Origin of the sequence: Shewanella cutis (genome assembly GCF_022410515.1) — a bacterium.
Lineage (GTDB): Bacteria > Pseudomonadota > Gammaproteobacteria > Enterobacterales > Shewanellaceae > Shewanella > Shewanella cutis.
Window position 1 is genome coordinate 546,348 of sequence record NZ_JACSDI010000001.1, and the last position, 18,002, is coordinate 564,349.

The following is an 18,002-nucleotide window of genomic DNA, read 5'->3' on the forward strand; positions in this document are numbered from 1 at the left end:
AATTATGTTGTTAATCAACCTATTTCCGAGTCAGATTATACCCGAGAGAAAGTCGAAAATCGTCGTTTTGATCAAAATTTTGGAGTTTAATTTCAATCGCTTAGAGCAAAATGCTATTGCGACATACACCTGTTTAACCAAAAACAACTAAAGGTCAAACAGTTGCATTGCATTCGACACCAAGTGTTCTGATATTAGAACACTAGATTTTTTTTGCAAAGTTGCAATTTTGTCTATAAAAAGTACAGCATTAGCGGGCTGGTTGCGTTTTTCTGTAACATTGAGCGGAGTCATGGCTGGAGAATCCGTCTCAAGTAGGAAACTTTCTAAGGGCAATTCACTGACGGTTTTGAGCAGTTTTTTCGCATTTGGATTCATAATTAAACCACCAATCCCGAGCTTAAAACCAAGCTTCGTGTATTCGAGGGCGATATCACTACTGCCCGAGAAGGCATGGATAACGCCCCCTCGGGGCAGTTTATGGCGCTTTAAATAGGACAGAATTTCTTGATGCGCTTTTACAGCATGAATAATCACTGGCAGATTGACGTCATGGGCCAATGCAAGTTGCGCTTCAAAAAACAGTAGCTGCTGACTCCAATTGTCAGGATAAAGTTTATCTAAACCGCATTCACCAATCGCAACAAAACGGGGACATTCTCGTAACTGAGAAACAAGCAATGTTAATGCTGAAATCGTTTCATCCACGTTTGCTGGACAAAACCAAGGATGAATACCTAAGGCAAAATAACTTTGATATTGCTTGGCAATCAGCAGCTGCTTTGGCCAATGCTCGGGAGAAACACCGGGAATAATCAGATTATCTATGCCCACTTGCCGCATACGTTGCACCACGTCATCGCGGTCTGCGTCAAATTCAGAAAAATCCAAATGCGCATGGGTATCTAGCATCATCAATTGTCACTCCGTTTTTGTGTCTCCGTTTGATGATTGAGCCTGTGCTTGGCAATCAGCTTTAGCACGGATTAATGGTGGATCTTCCAATCGAGGCATACAACAGCGGCGATTTTCGGGCGTCAGTCCCATCTTGTCACACCAACGGATATAAGCCTGCCAAGCTCGCATTATCCAATTCATTAAAAATCGCCTCCACTAATTTGAGATACAAAAAAGGCGGTGAATCACCGCCTTTAAACTTAGTCACTTAACCAGCTAGTGTTCGCGCGTTTTAGCGAACTCGATATCAGGGTATCTTTCCATCGAAAGATTTAAGTTAACCATAGTCGGCGCAATGTAAGTTAAGTTATCACCACCGTCTAGCGCCAAGTTTTGGCTACACTTGCGGCGGAATTCTTCAAGCTTACGCTCATCTTTACAATATACCCAGCGCGCAGTTGAGACGCTAATACCTTCGTAAATCGCCTCTACGTTGTACTCACTCTTCAAACGGCCGACAACGACTTCAAACTGCAGTACCCCCACCGCACCCACGATCAAATCATTGGTGTCTAATGGACGGAAAACCTGCACCGCACCTTCTTCAGACAATTGCACTAAGCCCTTAAGCAATTGTTTTTGCTTAAGCGGGTCGCGCAAACGAATTCGGCGGAACATTTCAGGGGCGAAGTTAGGCACACCAGTAAAACGAAACTTTTCACCTTGGGTGAAAGTATCGCCGATACGAATGGTCCCGTGGTTATGTAAACCAATAATATCACCAGGATACGCCACTTCGGCGCGCTCACGGTCACCCGCCATAAAGGTTAAGGCATCACTTACGTTAACATCTTTACCTATACGCACATGATGCATCTTCATGCCTTGCTCGTAACGGCCTGAGCACACACGCATAAAGGCAACACGGTCACGATGTTTTGGATCCATATTGGCTTGAATTTTAAACACAAAACCAGTGAACTTTTCTTCATCTGGCATGATCATGCGTACATCACTTTCACGGGGCAACGGTTTTGGAGCCCATTCCACGATACCATCGAGGATATGGTCAACACCGAAGTTACCTAATGCAGTACCGAAAAATACTGGGGTTAACTCCCCCTTTAAGAAGGCTTGGTGATCAAACTCGTTGGATGCACCGCGAACTAACTCCATTTCATCGCGTAAATCCGCTGCATAACTACCAATCGCTTTATCCAGCTCAGGGTTATCAATGCCTTCAATGACACGACGCTCTTGGATTGTGTGCCCCATACCGCTCTGATATAACACAACTTCATCACGCAGAATATGGTAAACGCCTTTAAACTCTTTGCCGCTGCCAATAGGCCAAGTGATTGGCGCACAAGCGATATTAAGCACATTCTCAACTTCATCCATCAATTCGATGGGATCGCGAATATCACGGTCGAGTTTGTTCATAAAAGTGACGATTGGCGTATCACGCAGACGGGTTACTTCCATCAATTTGATGGTACGATCCTCAACCCCTTTTGCCGAATCTATGACCATCAAGCAGGAGTCGACCGCGGTCAACGTACGATACGTATCTTCCGAGAAGTCTTCGTGGCCGGGAGTGTCGAGTAGGTTAACGAGCGCGCCACCATAGGGAAACTGCATCACAGACGTTGTAATTGAAATACCACGGTCTTTTTCCATTTCCATCCAGTCAGACTTAGCGTGCTGACCCGACTTTTTGCCCTTAACGGTACCCGCTTTCTGCAGCGCGTTTCCGAATAACAGCACTTTTTCGGTGATGGTGGTTTTACCCGCGTCGGGGTGCGATATAATCGCGAAGGTGCGACGTTTATCGACCTCTACTTTATTGTCTGACATTTAACCTATGCACTCGTATCGCTAAAAAAGGCGCAAATTATAGCGCCTCAGTGCGAACTTGGCTAGGTAAAGCCCAAGATGTACCTCGGGCGATAACGCTTATTTTGTACCTTCGAGCAAACCTTTAACTTTTGCCAGTTCAATCCGAGCATATCTATGCTCAACAAAGTCATAAATATTGGTTGCAAGGGCAAGGCGGAAATAGTTTGCAGCTTCTTGATATTGCTTGTTAGCAATGGCCATTTTAGCGAGATAGAAATAGGCCTCACAGAGGCGTTCGGCATATTCTTTAGGGTGGGTAAGGCCTAACTTGGCATCGGCAAATACTTGGTCGCGGCTCTTAACACCCAAGTAATAATCAACAATCACAGTTGACCACGCATCCGCTTCAAGTCCCTTACGCTGCTCCTGTAACTGACGTTTAGCCTCAGCAGCATCATTCTTTGATTGGATCAAGTATAACCACAGGGCGCGGTAGCCATCTTTATCATCAGCGGCATAAAACGCTTGCATATCCTTCAATGCAAGATCATTTCGGTCACCGTAATAAAGCGCAATACCACGATTTAAGTAGGCATAATCGTAGTTTGGTGCTAGCTCTAACACGCCATCGAAGGCTTCATAAGCACTATCGTATTCACCTTCTTGGGTATAATAAATACCAAGAAAATTATAGGCGTCGGCTAAATCGGGTTGCAGTTTAAGCGCTTGCATAAAATCAATACGTGCCATCAAGCGTAAACCTACGCTATCGTAAATCACACCGCGGTCATAATGAAAGCGCGCACGTTGTTCATTGGTTAACTCAACTGCTGATAAGATTTCGTTAAGTTTGGCAAGTGTTACCTCGACTTTATAATCGGTCATCACCGGAGCGATAACCAACTTACCTTCAACGTCATTTTGGTTGTCTAAGGGAGATTGAGTGGTCGCACATCCAGCCAACATCAAGCTGGCACCCGCCAGCACAGCAACAACAGCGGTTCTAATTTTAAGACTCATCCATTTCTACCTTTTTTGATTCCCAACTCATGCGGAAGAATGTTCATGATAGCAATCCAACTTCAGGACTGCTATTGAGGAATAGCATTAAACACAACTTTATTAAACCAAAACAAACAAAAAGGAGATCAATTGATCTCCTTTTAGTCACGTCATATCAAAACTGACACCGATAATGTCTTCTAAAGGCAATTATTCAGCAGCAGGTTCTTTCGTCTGTGCTTCTTTAATTGACAGTCTTACACGACCTTGACGATCCACTTCCATCACTTTAACGGTGACTTCTTGGTTTAGTTCAAGGTGGTCAGATACGTTAGCCACACGCTCATCGCTGATTTGCGAAATGTGCACTAAACCATCCTTACCAGGCAGAATGTTAACAAAAGCGCCGAAATCAACAATACGAATCACTTTACCATTGTAGATGCGACCGACTTCAACTTCTGAAGTGATTTCTTCAATACGACGAATCGCTTCTTTGGTTGCTTCACCATTTGAAGAAGCAATCTTCACAGTACCGTCATCTTCCAGTTCAATCGTAGTGCCGGTTTCTTCGGTCAGTGCACGGATCACTGCGCCGCCTTTACCGATAACATCACGGATTTTCTCTGGGTTAATCTTGATGGTGGTAATACGTGGAGCATGATCAGAGATATCAGCACGGTGTGAACCAATGGCTTGGTCCATCACGTTAAGGATATGCACACGTGCGCCATAGGCTTGCTGCAGTGCGATTTCCATAATTTCTTTGGTGATACCTTCGATTTTGATATCCATTTGCAGTGCAGTTACACCATCACGGGTACCCGCCACTTTAAAGTCCATATCACCTAAGTGGTCTTCATCACCTAAGATGTCAGAAAGAACAACGAAGTCATCGCCTTCCTTCACTAGACCCATAGCGATACCCGCTACAGAAGTCTTAATAGGTACACCCGCATCCATCAGCGCTAACGAAGTACCACATACTGACGCCATTGAGCTTGAACCGTTTGATTCAGTAATCTCAGAAACCACACGAACACTGTATGGGAACTCCTCTGCAGATGGCATAACGGCATTGATACCACGCCATGCGAGCTTTCCATGGCCGATTTCACGGCGCTTAGGTGAACCGACCATCCCTGTTTCACCAACAGAGTAAGGAGGGAAATTGTAGTGCAGCATAAAGCGGTTTGTGCGCTCACCCATGATGCTATCAATCTTCTGAGCATCACGTTCAGTACCTAAAGTACAAGTCACTAACGCTTGTGTTTCGCCGCGAGTGAACAATGCACTACCATGGGTACGTGGCAATACGCCCGCTAACACGCTTAATGCACGAATCATATCGGGTTCACGACCATCGATACGTGGCATACCACGTAGGATGCGTCCACGCACAACCTTCTTCTCTAAGCTACTTAATAAGTTGTCTACTTCACGCAGATCAACATCAGGATTAGCGGCCAGTAATGCTTCTTTAGCAGCAGCTTTTACCACAGCCACTTGAGCGTAACGCTCTTGTTTCACTTGAATTTGGTATGCTTCAATAAAGCCTGCTTCAGCTAGCGCTTTAATTTGAGCGACTAACGCCTCATCTTCAACAGGCGCAGTCCAATCCCAAGTAGGTTTACCAGCTTCAGCTTTAAATTCAGCAATCGCTTTGATAACAACTTGTTGTTGGTCATGACCATAAACCACAGAGCCTAACATGACTTCTTCGGGCAAGGCTTGTGCTTCAGATTCAACCATTAATACTGCGCTTTCAGTACCCGCTACCACTAAGTTAAGTTGGCTAGCTTCGATTTGTTTCACAGTTGGGTTTAATACATATTCGCCATTAATATAACCCACACGAGCAGCACCTAATGGGCCGTTGAATGGAATACCTGAAATCGCTAATGCAGCAGAAGTACCGATCATAGAGATGATATCCGGCTCGATTTCTGGATCGACAGATACCACAGTGATGATAACTTGAACTTCATTTTTGAAGCCATTAGGGAAAAGAGGGCGAATTGGACGGTCAATCAAACGAGCGATTAACGTTTCCTCTTCAGAAGGACGGCCTTCACGCTTAAAGAAACCGCCAGGGATCTTACCTGCTGCGTAAGTCTTTTCTTGATAGTTAACAGTCAGAGGAAAGAAGTCACGGCCAGCTTCGGCTTCTTTTTTACCTACAACAGTGACTAACACTGTCGTGTCACCCATGCTGGCTAAAACGGCTGCGTCTGCTTGACGTGCAATGACACCTGTTTCCAGGGTGACTGTATGTTGACCATACTCAAAACTCTTTACAATTGGATTCACGTGACCCATTCCTTAATTAATGACCTTGAATTACGCGCGTAAGTATACTGCAATTACGAACCATAGATAAAGAGCAGATAATGATGACAAAGCGCTATCTTTTCACTAAAGTGGTTAAATCAACAAAGAGTTATGTTCTATAGTGATATAGACAATACCCTCTGGTGAAAAACAACAATAAAAGGAAGAGTGGAATGACGGGTCGCTTTAAATCCCTAACTTGGAAACAGACTAACCTCGTCGTTTTTACTGCGTTATTTTTTGCCATCGCTATTTTTATTGTTGAAATTGCCCTTGTCGTTGTATCCACTAAACAGCAACTCACTACGACTCAACAGGAATTACTCGATTCCGTCGAACAACCCGCCGCAAATGCTGTTTGGGCATTAGATGATAATCTTGCCAGACAAACTCTAGAAGGCGCGATAAAAGTTGAACATGTTGGCTCTGCGGTAATAGAGCTTGATGACGGTTCAATGTTCGTTTCAGTAAGTAATAATCGGGCAAACAACTCACAAACCTTCATTAGTCTTAGCAATCAACTGTTTGATGATCTGAAAGAAATTTCTCGCCCTCTCTACCGGCCATTTTACTTTGAAGGTACGCAAAAACAGCAGCTTATCGGCACATTAACCATTTTTTACGACACTCAAGAACTGACCAACACACTCTTTAGTCAACTCAGATTTAGCTTTTTTGCCACGTTAGCCCGCGCACTTTTGCTCACCTTAGTATTAACGGTTGTGTTTCACCGATTTTTAACTCAGCCGATAGCGAGGATCAGTGAAGCGATAGATAAAATCGAGCCCGATTCGCCCGATGAAAATCTACTCCCCATGTCCAATGCCCATAAGGATGATGAATTGGGATTAGTGACGTCAAAATTTAACCAGATATTAATTCAGTTCAGCCAGACGCAGTCCAAACTTCGAAAAATGGCAACCCGAGACCCACTCACAGGATTGCCTAATCGCACTTTACTGCTCGAAACGATTGCCGTGACTATCCAACGCTCGCGGGTTCATAAGCGTAGCTTTGCCTTGATGTTTATCGATTTAGATCGTTTTAAGAATATCAATGACTCCCTAGGACATGCACTAGGCGATCAATTTCTCGCACGTATTGCCCGCATTCTAGAGCGCGTTGTGGGCGACAAAGGCTCTGTTTCACGCTTAGGTGGTGATGAGTTCGTTATTTTAGCCGACTCTGTTCATTCCCCAGATCAAGCGGCAGACTTTGTCGATAAACTCTTGGTGCAACTCAATGTGCCCATCCAATTGAATGAACACGCGATTCACCCCGCTGCATCGATTGGGATTTCTATCTATCCAGAGGATGGAAGTAGCGCTGAAGATCTTATCCGCCATGCCGACATCGCGATGTACAGCGCAAAAGCGGCGGGTTCAAATCAATGGGCTTTCTTCAAACAGCAAATGACCGAACGGGCTGCTGTCAGGCTTCGTACTGAAGCATCACTGCATGATGCATTAAAAAATAACGAGTTTTTGCTGTATTTCCAACCTAAATTAGACCTACAAACAGGCAAAATAACCGGTTGTGAAGCCTTAATTCGTTGGCAAAAAGACGGCCGATTGATTAGCCCCATGTCTTTTATTCCAGTGGCAGAAGAGACGGGGATTATCATTCCGATTGGTCGTTGGGTGATAGAGCAAAGTTGCCGTGTGCTGCGGGAATGGCAGAAAAAATATAACTATGCCATCCCTATCGCAATGAACGTCGCCTCACAGCAGTTTGCCGATGCAAGTCTAGTATCAGATATCAAACAAATGGCGTTGCGTTATCAAATCCAACCAGAGCTATTAGAAATTGAGATTACTGAAACCTCGTTAATGAATGATATTGAACTTGCTATCAACAAATTAGAGCAACTCAAATCGGCAGGATTTGGTATCGCCGTCGATGATTTTGGTACAGGTTATTCTTCCCTTTCTTACCTTCGCCATCTGCCAATAACAACCATGAAAATCGATCGCTGCTTCGTTTCTGATCTGCCTGGAGACAGCGCAATCGCATCAACAATTTTGATGTTAGGTAAACAATTAAATCTGACTATTGTGGCCGAAGGGATTGAAAATGAGCTGCAACTAGATTGGCTTAAGAGTAATGAGTGCCAGATAGGACAAGGCTTTTATTTTAGCCAGCCTTTGCCACAAGCTGACTTTGAGGCGCTCTATATTGCCAGCCAAACAGCGACTATCAGCAATTTGGATGGGCTACGCGGGGCTTAGTACATTGATAAGAACGAATGGCTTGAATCTACTCAATTTTGGGCAATAAAAAAGGAGGCTAAGCCTCCTTTTTTACGTTAGCCGACGTGTGATTAACGACGTAAGCCTAACTTTTGGATCAGCTCATTGTAACGTGCAGCTTCAGTACGCTTCAGGTAAGCTAATAACTTACGACGAGCGCTAACCATACGTAACAGACCACGGCGTGAGTGGTGATCGTGGATGTGCTCTTTGAAGTGATCTTGCAAATGGTTGATTTGAGCAGTTAACAGCGCAACTTGAACTTCAGTTGAACCAGTGTCATTTGCGCCACGGCCAAATTCAGCCAGGATTTTTGCTTTCGCTTCAGTACTTAGTGACATGTGTCTCTCCAAATATAAAATGATAATCTCCAGCCGATCACTAACTCAGCCAGAGGGCGCGCTATTCTACCGATAATCTGAGGCGCGCGCAATAAAAGCAGGTGGATTAATCAAGCATTAGCTTTAACTAAGATGCTTTAGGCTCATCGTGGATCACGATAAGTCGCTTAGGCGCAAGCAAACCATCCTCATTCATCGAACCTATGCCAACGAAGCGATGTTCAGCACCTAATGTAATCCTTACAAGTTTGTCAGCCTCTAAGCCCGCCACTCGCACAGCCTGCCCTTGCATTAAATACGCAGCGCTGACCTCTGGCACATTCACCTCTGGAAAGTCTGCAACCGCTGTATCCATTGGCAGCAGTAGAGCATCCAACAAACTACTTGGATCAAGCTGTTGTTTTTGCGCCTTTACAACCAAGGCTTCTAGCTGCTCAAGGGAGACCATTTTATCGTAGGGATAATGCGCGACTTGAGTGCGACGCAGCATGATGACGTGAGCACCACAGCCGAGCATTTCACCTAAATCGTCAATGATAGTACGGATATAAGTCCCCTTAGAGCAATGAATGTCTAAGGTCAGCTCATCACCTTCTAAACTGATAAAGTTCAGCTCAAATACGGTGATAGGGCGTGCCTCACGGGGCACTTCAATGCCTTCGCGGGCATACTTATACAAAGGCTGGCCTTGATATTTGAGCGCCGAATACATCGAAGGCACTTGCAAAGTATCGCCACGAAAATGCGCTAGAGCCGACATCAGCTGGTCTTGAGTAAACTCAAGTGGGCGCGTCTGCACCACTTCGCCGTCAGAGTCGCTGGTATCGGTGCGTTGTCCCAGTTTTGCCGTCACCAGATAACGTTTATCTGAATCCAGCAAATGCTGCGAAAACTTAGTCGCTTCGCCTAAACAGATTGGCAGCATGCCCGTCGCCAGAGGATCGAGCGCACCAGTATGGCCTGCTTTGTTTGCATTAAAAAAGCGCTTTACCCGCTGTAATGCAAAGTTGGAGCTCATGCCAGTGGCTTTGTCCAACAATACAATACCATCGATAAAGCGGCCCTTTGAACGTCTTGCCATTACACTTTACCTTCGGTGTCATCGCTCTCTTCGATGGCATTCTCAATAACATCATCGTCAGCGCTACCAAACTGCTGTTGTTTCGCTTTATCGCTGTTGATGACTTGGCTGACGAGGTTAGACATACGCATACCTTCAACCAATGAACTGTCATAAACGAAACGAATTTCTGGCATCACACGCAGCTTCATACGGCCAGCCACTAAGGTGCGGATGTAAGGCGCAGCAGCAATCAACGCGTTAAGCTTTTCTTGCACCACATCTTTATCTTCTTCAAAGAAGGTGACAAAGACTTTGGCGTAACTTAAATCGCGAGAAACATCAACGTCATTGACGGTCACAAAACCAATACGGGGATCTTTCATGTCGCGCTGTAGGACAACAGCCAGCTCCTGCTGTAACTGTTGGCCTATACGACGTGTACGACTGAATTCTTTTGCCATAATAGAGTTACCATAGCTAATGTCATTAAATTGAAAGGGCGGCTAATGCCGCCCTCTTTATCGTTACAGTGTACGTGCCACTTCGACGGTTTCAAATACTTCGATTTGGTCACCCACGCGGACATCGTTGTAATTCTTAACACCGATACCACATTCCATGCCATTGCGAACTTCGTTAACGTCATCTTTAAAGCGACGCAGCGATTCGAGCTCACCTTCGAAGATCACCACGTTATCACGCAGAACACGGATTGGTGCGCTACGCTTGATGGTGCCTTCAGTCACCATACAACCAGCGATAGCGCCCAGTTTTGGTGATTTGAATACGTCACGAACTTCTGCCAGACCGATAATCTGTTGTTTGAACTCAGGTGACAGCATACCTGTCATCGCCGCTTTCACTTCATCAATCAGATTATAGATAACGCTGTAGTAACGTAAGTCAACACTTTCGTTTTCGATAGTCTTACGCGCTTGCGCATCGGCACGCACGTTAAAGCCAACCATAATCGCGTTAGAAGCCGCAGCTAAAGTCGCGTCGGTTTCGGTCAGAGCACCTACACCACGAGCGATGATGTTGACTTTCACTTCGTCGGTAGACAGACCCATTAAGGAGTCGGTAATCGCTTCGAGTGAACCTTGAACGTCTGCCTTCAGAACGATGTTCAGTTCTTTCACTTCGCCTTCGGTCATGTTCGCGAACATGTTTTCCAGCTTAGACTTCTGCTGACGCGCTAATTTCACATCACGGAACTTGCCTTGACGGTACAGCGCGACTTCACGGGCTTTACGCTCGTCACGCACAACGGTTGCTTCATCACCGGCTGATGGCACACCTGACAGACCTAAAATCTCAACAGGGATTGATGGGCCAGCTTCAGTGATTGAACGGCCGTTCTCGTCTTTCATCGCACGGATTTTACCGTACTCTAAACCACATAGAACGATGTCACCTTGGCGCAGTGTACCTTCTTGAACCAGAATCGTTGCTACAGGGCCACGACCTTTGTCCAGTTGTGATTCGATAACAACACCCGCTGCCATACCGTCACGAACTGCTTTAAGTTCAAGTACTTCAGCTTGCAGCAGAATGCCTTCGAGCAAATCGTCAACACCCGCACCAGTCTTAGCAGATACAAAGGCGAACATGTTGTCACCGCCCCAATCTTCAGACATCACGCCGTGCTGAGATAATTCACTCTTCACGCGGTCAATATCCGCTTCAGGCTTGTCCATCTTGTTCACTGCCACGATCAATGGCACGTTACCCGCTTTAGCGTGTTGAATCGCTTCGATGGTTTGCGGCATAACACCGTCATCGGCAGCCACAACCAGAACAACGATGTCCGTCGCCTTAGCACCACGGGCACGCATTGCGGTAAACGCGGCGTGGCCAGGGGTGTCTAAGAAGGTGATCATGCCGTTTTCTGTCTCAACATGGTATGCACCGATATGCTGAGTAATACCACCGGCCTCACCCGCAGCCACTTTCGCGCGGCGGATATAGTCAAGAAGTGAGGTTTTACCGTGGTCAACGTGACCCATGATGGTCACAACAGGAGCACGAGGCTCAAGCTTAACGCCGCCTTCTTCATCACGCTCAGACAGAACTTGTTGCTCTAATTCGTTTTCACGGATCAGTACAACTTTATGACCCATTTCTTCAGCAACTAACTGGGCGGTTTCTTGATCTAACACTTGGTTGATCGTCACCATTGAGCCCATCTTCATCATTTGCTTGATGATTTCAGTCGCTTTAACCGCCATTAAGTGAGCCAGTTCTGCAACAGTAACGGTTTCACCGATACGCACATCACGGTTAACAGCAGCAACGGGCTTATTAAAGCCATGGGCCATTGATTCTGGCGCGGTGCTGCGGTTACGCATGTGTTTTTCACGGCCGTCACGGGCATCTTTACCACCACGTTTGGTTTTGGCGGTGTTTTTGTTGCGCGCACGACGGCCACGTTTTTCTTCATCCATATCCGATGAATCTTCAGCAGCACGAGCCACTTTAGAGGTAGTGATATGGTGATCGCTATAGCGTTCAGCTTCTAAACGTTGACGCTCTTCTTCGGCCCAACGCTTAGAGTTTTCTTCTGCTAATAGGCGCGCTTTTTCAGCCGCTTTCGCCGCTTCTTCAGCTTGCTTACGCTTAGTTGCTGCTTCTTGTGCCGCTTTTAAACGCTCAGCTTCTATACGTGCAGCTTCCGCTTCTGGCGACGTGTCTTTAGTCACTTTGACTTCAGCTGTGGCTTTCGCTTTTGCTTTCGCTTCTGCTTCTGCCTTAGCTTTCGCCTCTGCTTCCACTTTAGCCTTCGCCTCGGCTTCTGCCTTAGCTTTCGCTTCAGCTTCTGCTTTAGCCTTCGCTTCGGCTTCAGCCTTGGCTTTAGCTTCTTCTTCCGCTTTAAGCCCCGCGTCGCTCACATCACGTTTAACAAAAGTACGCGTTTTACGCACTTCAACTTTAACGTCTTTAGATTGACCACCATTACCAGCCACACTCAGGGTCGATACGGTTTTACGTTGCAACGTCATTTTGGTCGGCGCATTATCGCCACCATGCTGTTTCTTCAGATAATCAAGTAACTGCTGCTTCTCAGCTTCAGATACATTATCAGCTTGGCCTTTCTTAATTCCGGCCTGAGAGAATTGCTCAATCAGACGTTCAACACTTTTACCCACTTCCGTGGCCAATTTCTCTACGGTAGTATCTGCCATCAGTTAAATCCCCCTGTTGATCGACTTATGCTTCTTCGCCAAACCAACAGATGTTGCGGGCAGCCATGATCAGCTCACCTGCTTTTTCTTCTGTCAATTCTTCAATTTCGATCAAATCATCAATGCCTTGTTCAGCCAAATCTTCTAGAGTCACAATACCTTTGCTTGCTAAAACATAGGCTAAGTGTCTTTCAACACCTTCAAGTGCTAATAACTCTTCACTTGGCTCCACACCATCTAGTGCTTCTTCAGATGCGAGCGCTCGAGTAGAGATCGCAGCCTTTGCACGTTCACGTAATGCTTCGACGAGATCCTCATCGAAACCATCAATTGCTAATAATTCAGACACAGGCACATAAGCCACTTCTTCGAGCGAAGTAAAACCCTCGTCAGCCAGTACTTGTGCAAAATCTTCATCTACATCCAGAGATTTCATAAATAAGCTCTTCACCTTAGCGCTTTCGGCTTGGTGTTTCTTATTCATGTCTTCCACTGTCATCACGTTTAGTTCCCAGCCAGTCAGCTGAGTCGCTAAACGGACGTTTTGGCCATTGCGACCAATGGCCTGAGCCAAACTTTCTGCTTCAACGGCGATATCCATTGAGTGGTTGTCTTCATCTACGATGATAGAAGCCACATCAGCTGGCGCCATGGCGTTGATCACATATTGCGCTGGATTATCATCCCACAGCACGATATCAACACGCTCACCACCGAGTTCATTCGATATGGCTTGAACACGCGCACCACGCATACCCACACAAGCACCGATTGGGTCGATACGACGGTCGTTTGATTTCACGGCAATCTTAGCTCGCGCACCTGGGTCGCGCGCTGCGCCCATCACTTCGATCAGTTCATCGGCAATTTCCGGTACTTCAACGCGGAACAGCTCAATCAGCATGTCTGGCTTAGTGCGAGTTAAAAATAACTGCGCGCCACGCGCTTCAGGACGAACGGAGTAAAGCAGTGCACGAACACGGTCACCAGGACGGAAAGATTCGCGTGAAATCAAGTCTTCACGGAATAATACGCCGTCAGCATTGTTACCTAAGTCCACAACCACACTTTCGCGGGTTGCTTTCTTAACAACACCGGTGATCAGCTCACCTTCTTTATCTTGGAACTGCTCAACCACTTGTGCACGCTCAGCTTCACGCACTTTTTGTACAATGACTTGCTTAGCGGTTTGGGTGGTAATACGGTCAAAGGCCACTGATTCAATTTGGTCTTCAATATATTCGCCAGGTTGGATCTCTGGATCTTCGAAACGTGCCGCTTCCAGTGTGATCTCACGGTATGGGTTTTCTAACGCCACACCGTTGTCATCGATCACCATCCAACGGCGGAAAGTTTCATAAGCGCCAGTTTTACGGTCGATAGCAACACGAACGTCGATATCACCTTCGTATTTTTTCTTGGTAGCGGTAGCCAGCGCAGTCTCTAGCGCTTCAAAAATTTTCTCGCGTGGAACGGCCTTTTCATTTGAAACCGCTTCAGCGACTAGCAGAATCTCTTTATTCATTTTGTCTTGCCTCGTTCACCTTGAAACCATCAAAACTTTGCGATGATGTTGCCTTTACGGATATTATCCAAGGCGACAACCAGCTCTTTACCATTCACATTCACCGACAGCATTTGACCGTCAACCTGAGTGATGGCGCCTTTTAAATTACGACTGCCCGCGACAGGCATAGTCAGTTGAAGTTTGACATCCTCGCCGACATAGGCCGCGTATTGTTCAGCAGTGAACAGCGGTCTATCTACACCAGGCGAAGAAACCTCTAAGGTATATTCAGTAGAAATAGGGTCTTCAACATCGAGCACAGCACTGACTTGGCGACTTACGTTGGCACAATCTTCGATATTGATGCCATTCTCACCATCAATGAACACGCGCAGTATGGAATGTTTACCGGCTTGTACATATTCAATACCCCAAAGTTGAAAGCCTAATGCTTCCACAGGCACTTTGAGCATGTCTGCCAGTCTGGATTCTAATGTTGCCAAAATTGACCCCCGAAAAAACAAAAAAGGGCTTAATAGCCCTAGTAAAACGTCGTATAGGATACGACAAATTTAAAAGTCCCAGACAACAAAAAACCCCGTAATGACGAGGTTATTAGCTTCAAGAACCTGTAAACCATAATGAATTAAACAACATTCATTACTAGGAGCTGGTTGCGGGGGCCGGATTTGAACCGACGACCTTCGGGTTATGAGCCCGACGAGCTACCAAGCTGCTCCACCCCGCGTCAACTGTGTGCAAGTATATTGACTAACGTCTTTGCTTGCAATAACTAAGTCTGTTCTTATCGATACTGACTTAGTTTAATTATGGTGCCGAGAGCGGGACTTGAACCCGCACGTCCGTTAGGACACAGCCACCTCAAGGCTGCGCGTCTACCAATTTCACCACCTCGGCGACACCTTTTTAGTCAGGAATTTTTGTTTCTGACTTTTCGGTTCCTTGCTCAACAGGTTGGGTAACCTGTTCAGTGTCTGAACCTAAATTTTTCCATGCATCTTCATTTTTTGCGTGGTTTGCACTTAAGTTGCCAATTAGCAAACTTAAGGTAAAAAACGCAATGGCTAGAATTGCCGTTGTGCGTGTCAGGAAGTTACCTGAACCACTTGAACCAAATAAGGTACCTGATGCACCGGCGCCAAATGAGGCCCCCATGTCAGCTCCTTTACCCTGCTGGATTAAGATCAGGCCAATTAAACCTAATGCAACCAACAAGTAAACAACCACTAAAACTTCATACATATTATGCGCTCATCGCTATGGTACACAGACTTAAAAACTCGGTAGAGTTTAAACTGGCACCGCCAATCAGTCCACCATCAACATCAGGTTGGGCAAATAAATCTGCCGCGTTACTCGGTGTTACACTACCACCGTAGAGAATCCTGATATTTTCCCCAATAAATGGAGACACTTCAGAGAGGCGTTTGCGAATAAACGCATGAACTTCTTGCGCCTGCTCTGGTGTAGCGCTCTTACCAGTTCCTACTGCCCATAATGGCTCGTAAGCGATAATGGCGTTATCAAAAGCCATAGTGCCATTTTTCTGGATCACTATATCCAACTCTTCTGCAATCACCTCGAAGGTGCGTCTTGCTTCACGTGCTGGACCCGACTCACCCACACATAATATTGGGGTTAGACCGTGCTTTTGTGCAGCGGCGAATTTCTCCGCTACAATATTACTCGTCTCTCCGTACATACGGCGACGTTCTGAATGTCCGATAATCACATATCGACATCCGCAATCTTTAAGCATCTGACCCGAAACTTCTCCGGTATAAGCGCCAAAGTCATGCTGACTTAAATTCTGTGCGCCCATCCTAACAAGTGAACCGTCTAACGCTTCCTTGTTTGCTTCTAGCAGTTGCCTGACGCTTTCTAGATAGATAGAAGGCGGGCATAAAACCACTTCAGCTGAATCATTTTGGAGCTTTGAGGCAAATTTCTTGAACAACTCTTGGGCTAATGCCGCACTGCCGTTCATCTTCCAATTGCCAGCTACCATAGGACGTCTGAGTGCCATCACTGTCTCCTCTGAAAGCGGCGTGAATAATAGCGAACCACTTATTAAGTTACAATAGCTAAATTCGAAATTTTTCAGATATTAGGTTGGAATGCTTACTTTTTACACGCCAAAATCAGTTATTGCTCATTTATGCAGCTAACACCTTCTTTTTTAATCGGTATCAGCTGCACTCGACTAAAGATTCACTTGATTAGCTCGCCGATTTTACCGCATCTGCGATCAGATTAGCGTGCGCTAACACCGTATTGTGATCATCGCCTTCGACCATAACGCGGATTAATGGTTCTGTGCCTGATTTACGTAGTAATACTCGGCCACGAATACCAAGCTCTGACTCAACTTGGGCTTGTGCTGCTTTGACTTTATCTGAACTTAAGGGATCATGTTCGCCTTCAAAACGCACATTCACCAACACTTGCGGCAACATTTCCATAGGCGCGGTTAATTGCTCTAACGTTGCGTTTTGACGACGCATGGCTGCCAGCACCAAAATACCTGCGACAATCCCATCGCCCGTCGTACCATGGTCAAGGTTAAGAATATGACCCGAATTTTCACCCCCGATGCGCCAATCGAGTTCTTTCAGTAACTCCATCACATAACGGTCGCCCACTTTTGAACGGGCAAAGGGAATATCTAACGCTTGCAGGGCTAAATCAAGGCCCAGGTTAGACATAAGTGTCCCCACCACTCCACCGCGTAACACACCACGGGCTTTAGCATCACAGGCTAGGATATAAAGAATTTGATCGCCATCGATCACTTCACCTTTGCTGTTGACCATCATGATACGGTCACCGTCGCCATCGAGCGCAATCCCTAAATCAGCATTTTCAGCCAAAACAGTTTCGCAAATCTTCGCCATGGACGTTGCGCCCACTTTGTCATTGATGTTAACTCCGTTTGGTTTATCACCAATGGCAATTACTTCAGCACCTAACTCTCTAAATACCGCTGGAGCAATGTGATAAGTTGCACCATGAGCACAGTCCACCACAATTTTTAGCCCCGTTAAGGTTTGATCTGCCGGAAAGTTACCTTTGCAGTATTCAATATAACGGCCTCTGGCATCTTCAATACGTGATACTTTACCCAATAGGTGTGACTCAACGCACTCTAAGGGCTTTTCTAACTCGGCTTCAATTTCTAGCTCTAGATTATCGTCAAGTTTACTGCCATCGGTGGAGAAAAATTTAATACCATTATCATAGTAAGGGTTGTGGGATGCACTGATCACCACGCCCGCTTCGGCGCGGAAAGTGCGGGTGAGGTAAGCCACCGCAGGTGTCGGCATTGGCCCCATTAACATCACATTAAGCCCTGCAGCAGAAAGACCAGCCTCTAACGCTGACTCAAACATATAACCGGAAATACGGGTATCTTTACCAATAATCACTTTTTTAGTGCCACTGCGAGATAACACCCGTCCTGCAGCCCAGCCCAACTTTAATGCCAGTTCAGGCGTCATTTGCCCTGAACCCACTTTGCCACGAATACCATCTGTTCCAAAAAATTTACGTTCGCTCATATCGCCCCACAAA

Annotated in this window: 15 protein-coding genes and 2 tRNA genes; 1 reads left to right on the forward strand and 16 read right to left on the reverse strand. The window is 46.0% G+C overall.

The window, feature by feature from the left end; all coding sequences use genetic code 11:
* Positions 1-147: 147 nt before the first annotated feature.
* The 5 genes from H9J30_RS02555 to pnp form a co-directional block, all read right to left on the reverse strand.
* A complete protein-coding gene (locus H9J30_RS02555) occupies positions 148-912 on the reverse strand; it encodes a TatD family hydrolase (protein WP_240130053.1) in 765 nt (254 codons plus the stop codon).
* A gap of 9 nt (positions 913-921) precedes the next feature.
* Positions 922-1,098, reverse strand: a complete 177-nt coding sequence (locus H9J30_RS02560; RefSeq protein ID WP_240129548.1) for a DUF5363 domain-containing protein — start codon at positions 1,096-1,098, stop codon at positions 922-924.
* Between the two features lie 75 nt (positions 1,099-1,173).
* On the reverse strand, positions 1,174-2,754 hold the full coding sequence (prfC, locus tag H9J30_RS02565) for a peptide chain release factor 3 (protein ID WP_240129549.1): 1,581 nt from the start codon (positions 2,752-2,754) through the stop codon (positions 1,174-1,176).
* Between the two features lie 99 nt (positions 2,755-2,853).
* Positions 2,854-3,756 carry a lipoprotein NlpI gene (gene nlpI / locus H9J30_RS02570; protein WP_240129550.1) on the reverse strand — a complete coding sequence of 301 codons (903 nt, stop codon included), beginning with the start codon at positions 3,754-3,756 and terminating at the stop codon, positions 2,854-2,856.
* A gap of 192 nt (positions 3,757-3,948) precedes the next feature.
* Complete coding sequence (pnp, locus tag H9J30_RS02575) at positions 3,949-6,048, reverse strand: polyribonucleotide nucleotidyltransferase (protein ID WP_240129551.1); 2,100 nt, start codon at positions 6,046-6,048, stop codon at positions 3,949-3,951.
* Between the two features lie 194 nt (positions 6,049-6,242).
* Here pnp and H9J30_RS02580 point away from each other — a divergent pair, with 194 nt between their 5' ends.
* Entirely contained in the window at positions 6,243-8,297 is a 2,055-nt protein-coding gene (locus H9J30_RS02580; protein WP_240129552.1) for a putative bifunctional diguanylate cyclase/phosphodiesterase, read from the forward strand.
* Positions 8,298-8,389: 92 nt separating this feature from the next.
* Here the strand turns inward: H9J30_RS02580 and rpsO are convergent, their stop codons facing one another.
* The 11 genes from rpsO to glmM form a co-directional block, all read right to left on the reverse strand.
* Positions 8,390-8,659: a 30S ribosomal protein S15 gene (gene rpsO, locus H9J30_RS02585; protein WP_011621820.1), complete on the reverse strand. Its 270-nt coding sequence runs from the start codon at positions 8,657-8,659 to the stop codon at positions 8,390-8,392.
* A gap of 127 nt (positions 8,660-8,786) precedes the next feature.
* A complete protein-coding gene (truB, locus tag H9J30_RS02590) occupies positions 8,787-9,740 on the reverse strand; it encodes a tRNA pseudouridine(55) synthase TruB (RefSeq protein ID WP_240129553.1) in 954 nt (317 codons plus the stop codon).
* On the reverse strand, positions 9,740-10,183 hold the full coding sequence (rbfA, locus tag H9J30_RS02595) for a 30S ribosome-binding factor RbfA (protein WP_240129554.1): 444 nt from the start codon (positions 10,181-10,183) through the stop codon (positions 9,740-9,742). Before rbfA ends, truB begins: the two co-directional genes overlap by 1 nt.
* Positions 10,184-10,246: 63 nt before the next feature.
* On the reverse strand, positions 10,247-12,904 hold the full coding sequence (infB, locus tag H9J30_RS02600; protein WP_240129555.1) for a translation initiation factor IF-2: 2,658 nt from the start codon (positions 12,902-12,904) through the stop codon (positions 10,247-10,249).
* A 25-nt stretch (positions 12,905-12,929) separates the two neighbouring features.
* A complete protein-coding gene (gene nusA / locus H9J30_RS02605; protein WP_240129556.1) occupies positions 12,930-14,429 on the reverse strand; it encodes a transcription termination factor NusA in 1,500 nt (499 codons plus the stop codon).
* A 29-nt stretch (positions 14,430-14,458) separates the two neighbouring features.
* The gene (gene rimP / locus H9J30_RS02610) at positions 14,459-14,914 is read right to left on the reverse strand and encodes a ribosome maturation factor RimP (RefSeq protein WP_011071432.1); all 456 of its coding nucleotides are present in this window, start codon (positions 14,912-14,914) and stop codon (positions 14,459-14,461) included.
* A 168-nt stretch (positions 14,915-15,082) separates the two neighbouring features.
* A tRNA-Met gene (locus H9J30_RS02615) sits at positions 15,083-15,159 on the reverse strand.
* An 83-nt stretch (positions 15,160-15,242) separates the two neighbouring features.
* Positions 15,243-15,329, reverse strand: a tRNA-Leu gene (locus tag H9J30_RS02620).
* Between the two features lie 9 nt (positions 15,330-15,338).
* Complete coding sequence (gene secG / locus H9J30_RS02625) at positions 15,339-15,674, reverse strand: preprotein translocase subunit SecG (RefSeq protein WP_011071431.1); 336 nt, start codon at positions 15,672-15,674, stop codon at positions 15,339-15,341.
* Between the two features lies 1 nt (position 15,675).
* Positions 15,676-16,458 (reverse strand): triose-phosphate isomerase, encoded by a 783-nt coding sequence (gene tpiA, locus H9J30_RS02630; RefSeq protein ID WP_011071430.1) that lies wholly within the window; start codon positions 16,456-16,458, stop codon positions 15,676-15,678.
* A gap of 193 nt (positions 16,459-16,651) precedes the next feature.
* Positions 16,652-17,989, reverse strand: a complete 1,338-nt coding sequence (gene glmM / locus H9J30_RS02635) for a phosphoglucosamine mutase (RefSeq protein WP_240129557.1) — start codon at positions 17,987-17,989, stop codon at positions 16,652-16,654.
* Between the last annotated feature and the right edge of the window lie 13 nt (positions 17,990-18,002).

Bases quoted from the DNA above. Each gene is read 5' to 3' on its own strand.
- H9J30_RS02555 (WP_240130053.1), bottom strand. From the start codon at position 912: ATGCTAGATACCCATGCGCATTTGGATTTTTCTGAATTTGACGCAGAC.
- H9J30_RS02560 (WP_240129548.1), bottom strand. From the start codon at position 1,098: ATGAATTGGATAATGCGAGCTTGGCAGGCTTATATCCGTTGGTGTGAC.
- prfC (WP_240129549.1), bottom strand. From the start codon at position 2,754: ATGTCAGACAATAAAGTAGAGGTCGATAAACGTCGCACCTTCGCGATT.
- nlpI (WP_240129550.1), bottom strand. From the start codon at position 3,756: ATGAGTCTTAAAATTAGAACCGCTGTTGTTGCTGTGCTGGCGGGTGCC.
- H9J30_RS02580 (WP_240129552.1), top strand. From the start codon at position 6,243: ATGACGGGTCGCTTTAAATCCCTAACTTGGAAACAGACTAACCTCGTC.
- rpsO (WP_011621820.1), bottom strand. From the start codon at position 8,659: ATGTCACTAAGTACTGAAGCGAAAGCAAAAATCCTGGCTGAATTTGGC.
- truB (WP_240129553.1), bottom strand. From the start codon at position 9,740: ATGGCAAGACGTTCAAAGGGCCGCTTTATCGATGGTATTGTATTGTTG.
- rbfA (WP_240129554.1), bottom strand. From the start codon at position 10,183: ATGGCAAAAGAATTCAGTCGTACACGTCGTATAGGCCAACAGTTACAG.
- infB (WP_240129555.1), bottom strand. From the start codon at position 12,904: ATGGCAGATACTACCGTAGAGAAATTGGCCACGGAAGTGGGTAAAAGT.
- nusA (WP_240129556.1), bottom strand. From the start codon at position 14,429: ATGAATAAAGAGATTCTGCTAGTCGCTGAAGCGGTTTCAAATGAAAAG.
- secG (WP_011071431.1), bottom strand. From the start codon at position 15,674: ATGTATGAAGTTTTAGTGGTTGTTTACTTGTTGGTTGCATTAGGTTTA.
- tpiA (WP_011071430.1), bottom strand. From the start codon at position 16,458: ATGGCACTCAGACGTCCTATGGTAGCTGGCAATTGGAAGATGAACGGC.
- glmM (WP_240129557.1), bottom strand. From the start codon at position 17,989: ATGAGCGAACGTAAATTTTTTGGAACAGATGGTATTCGTGGCAAAGTG.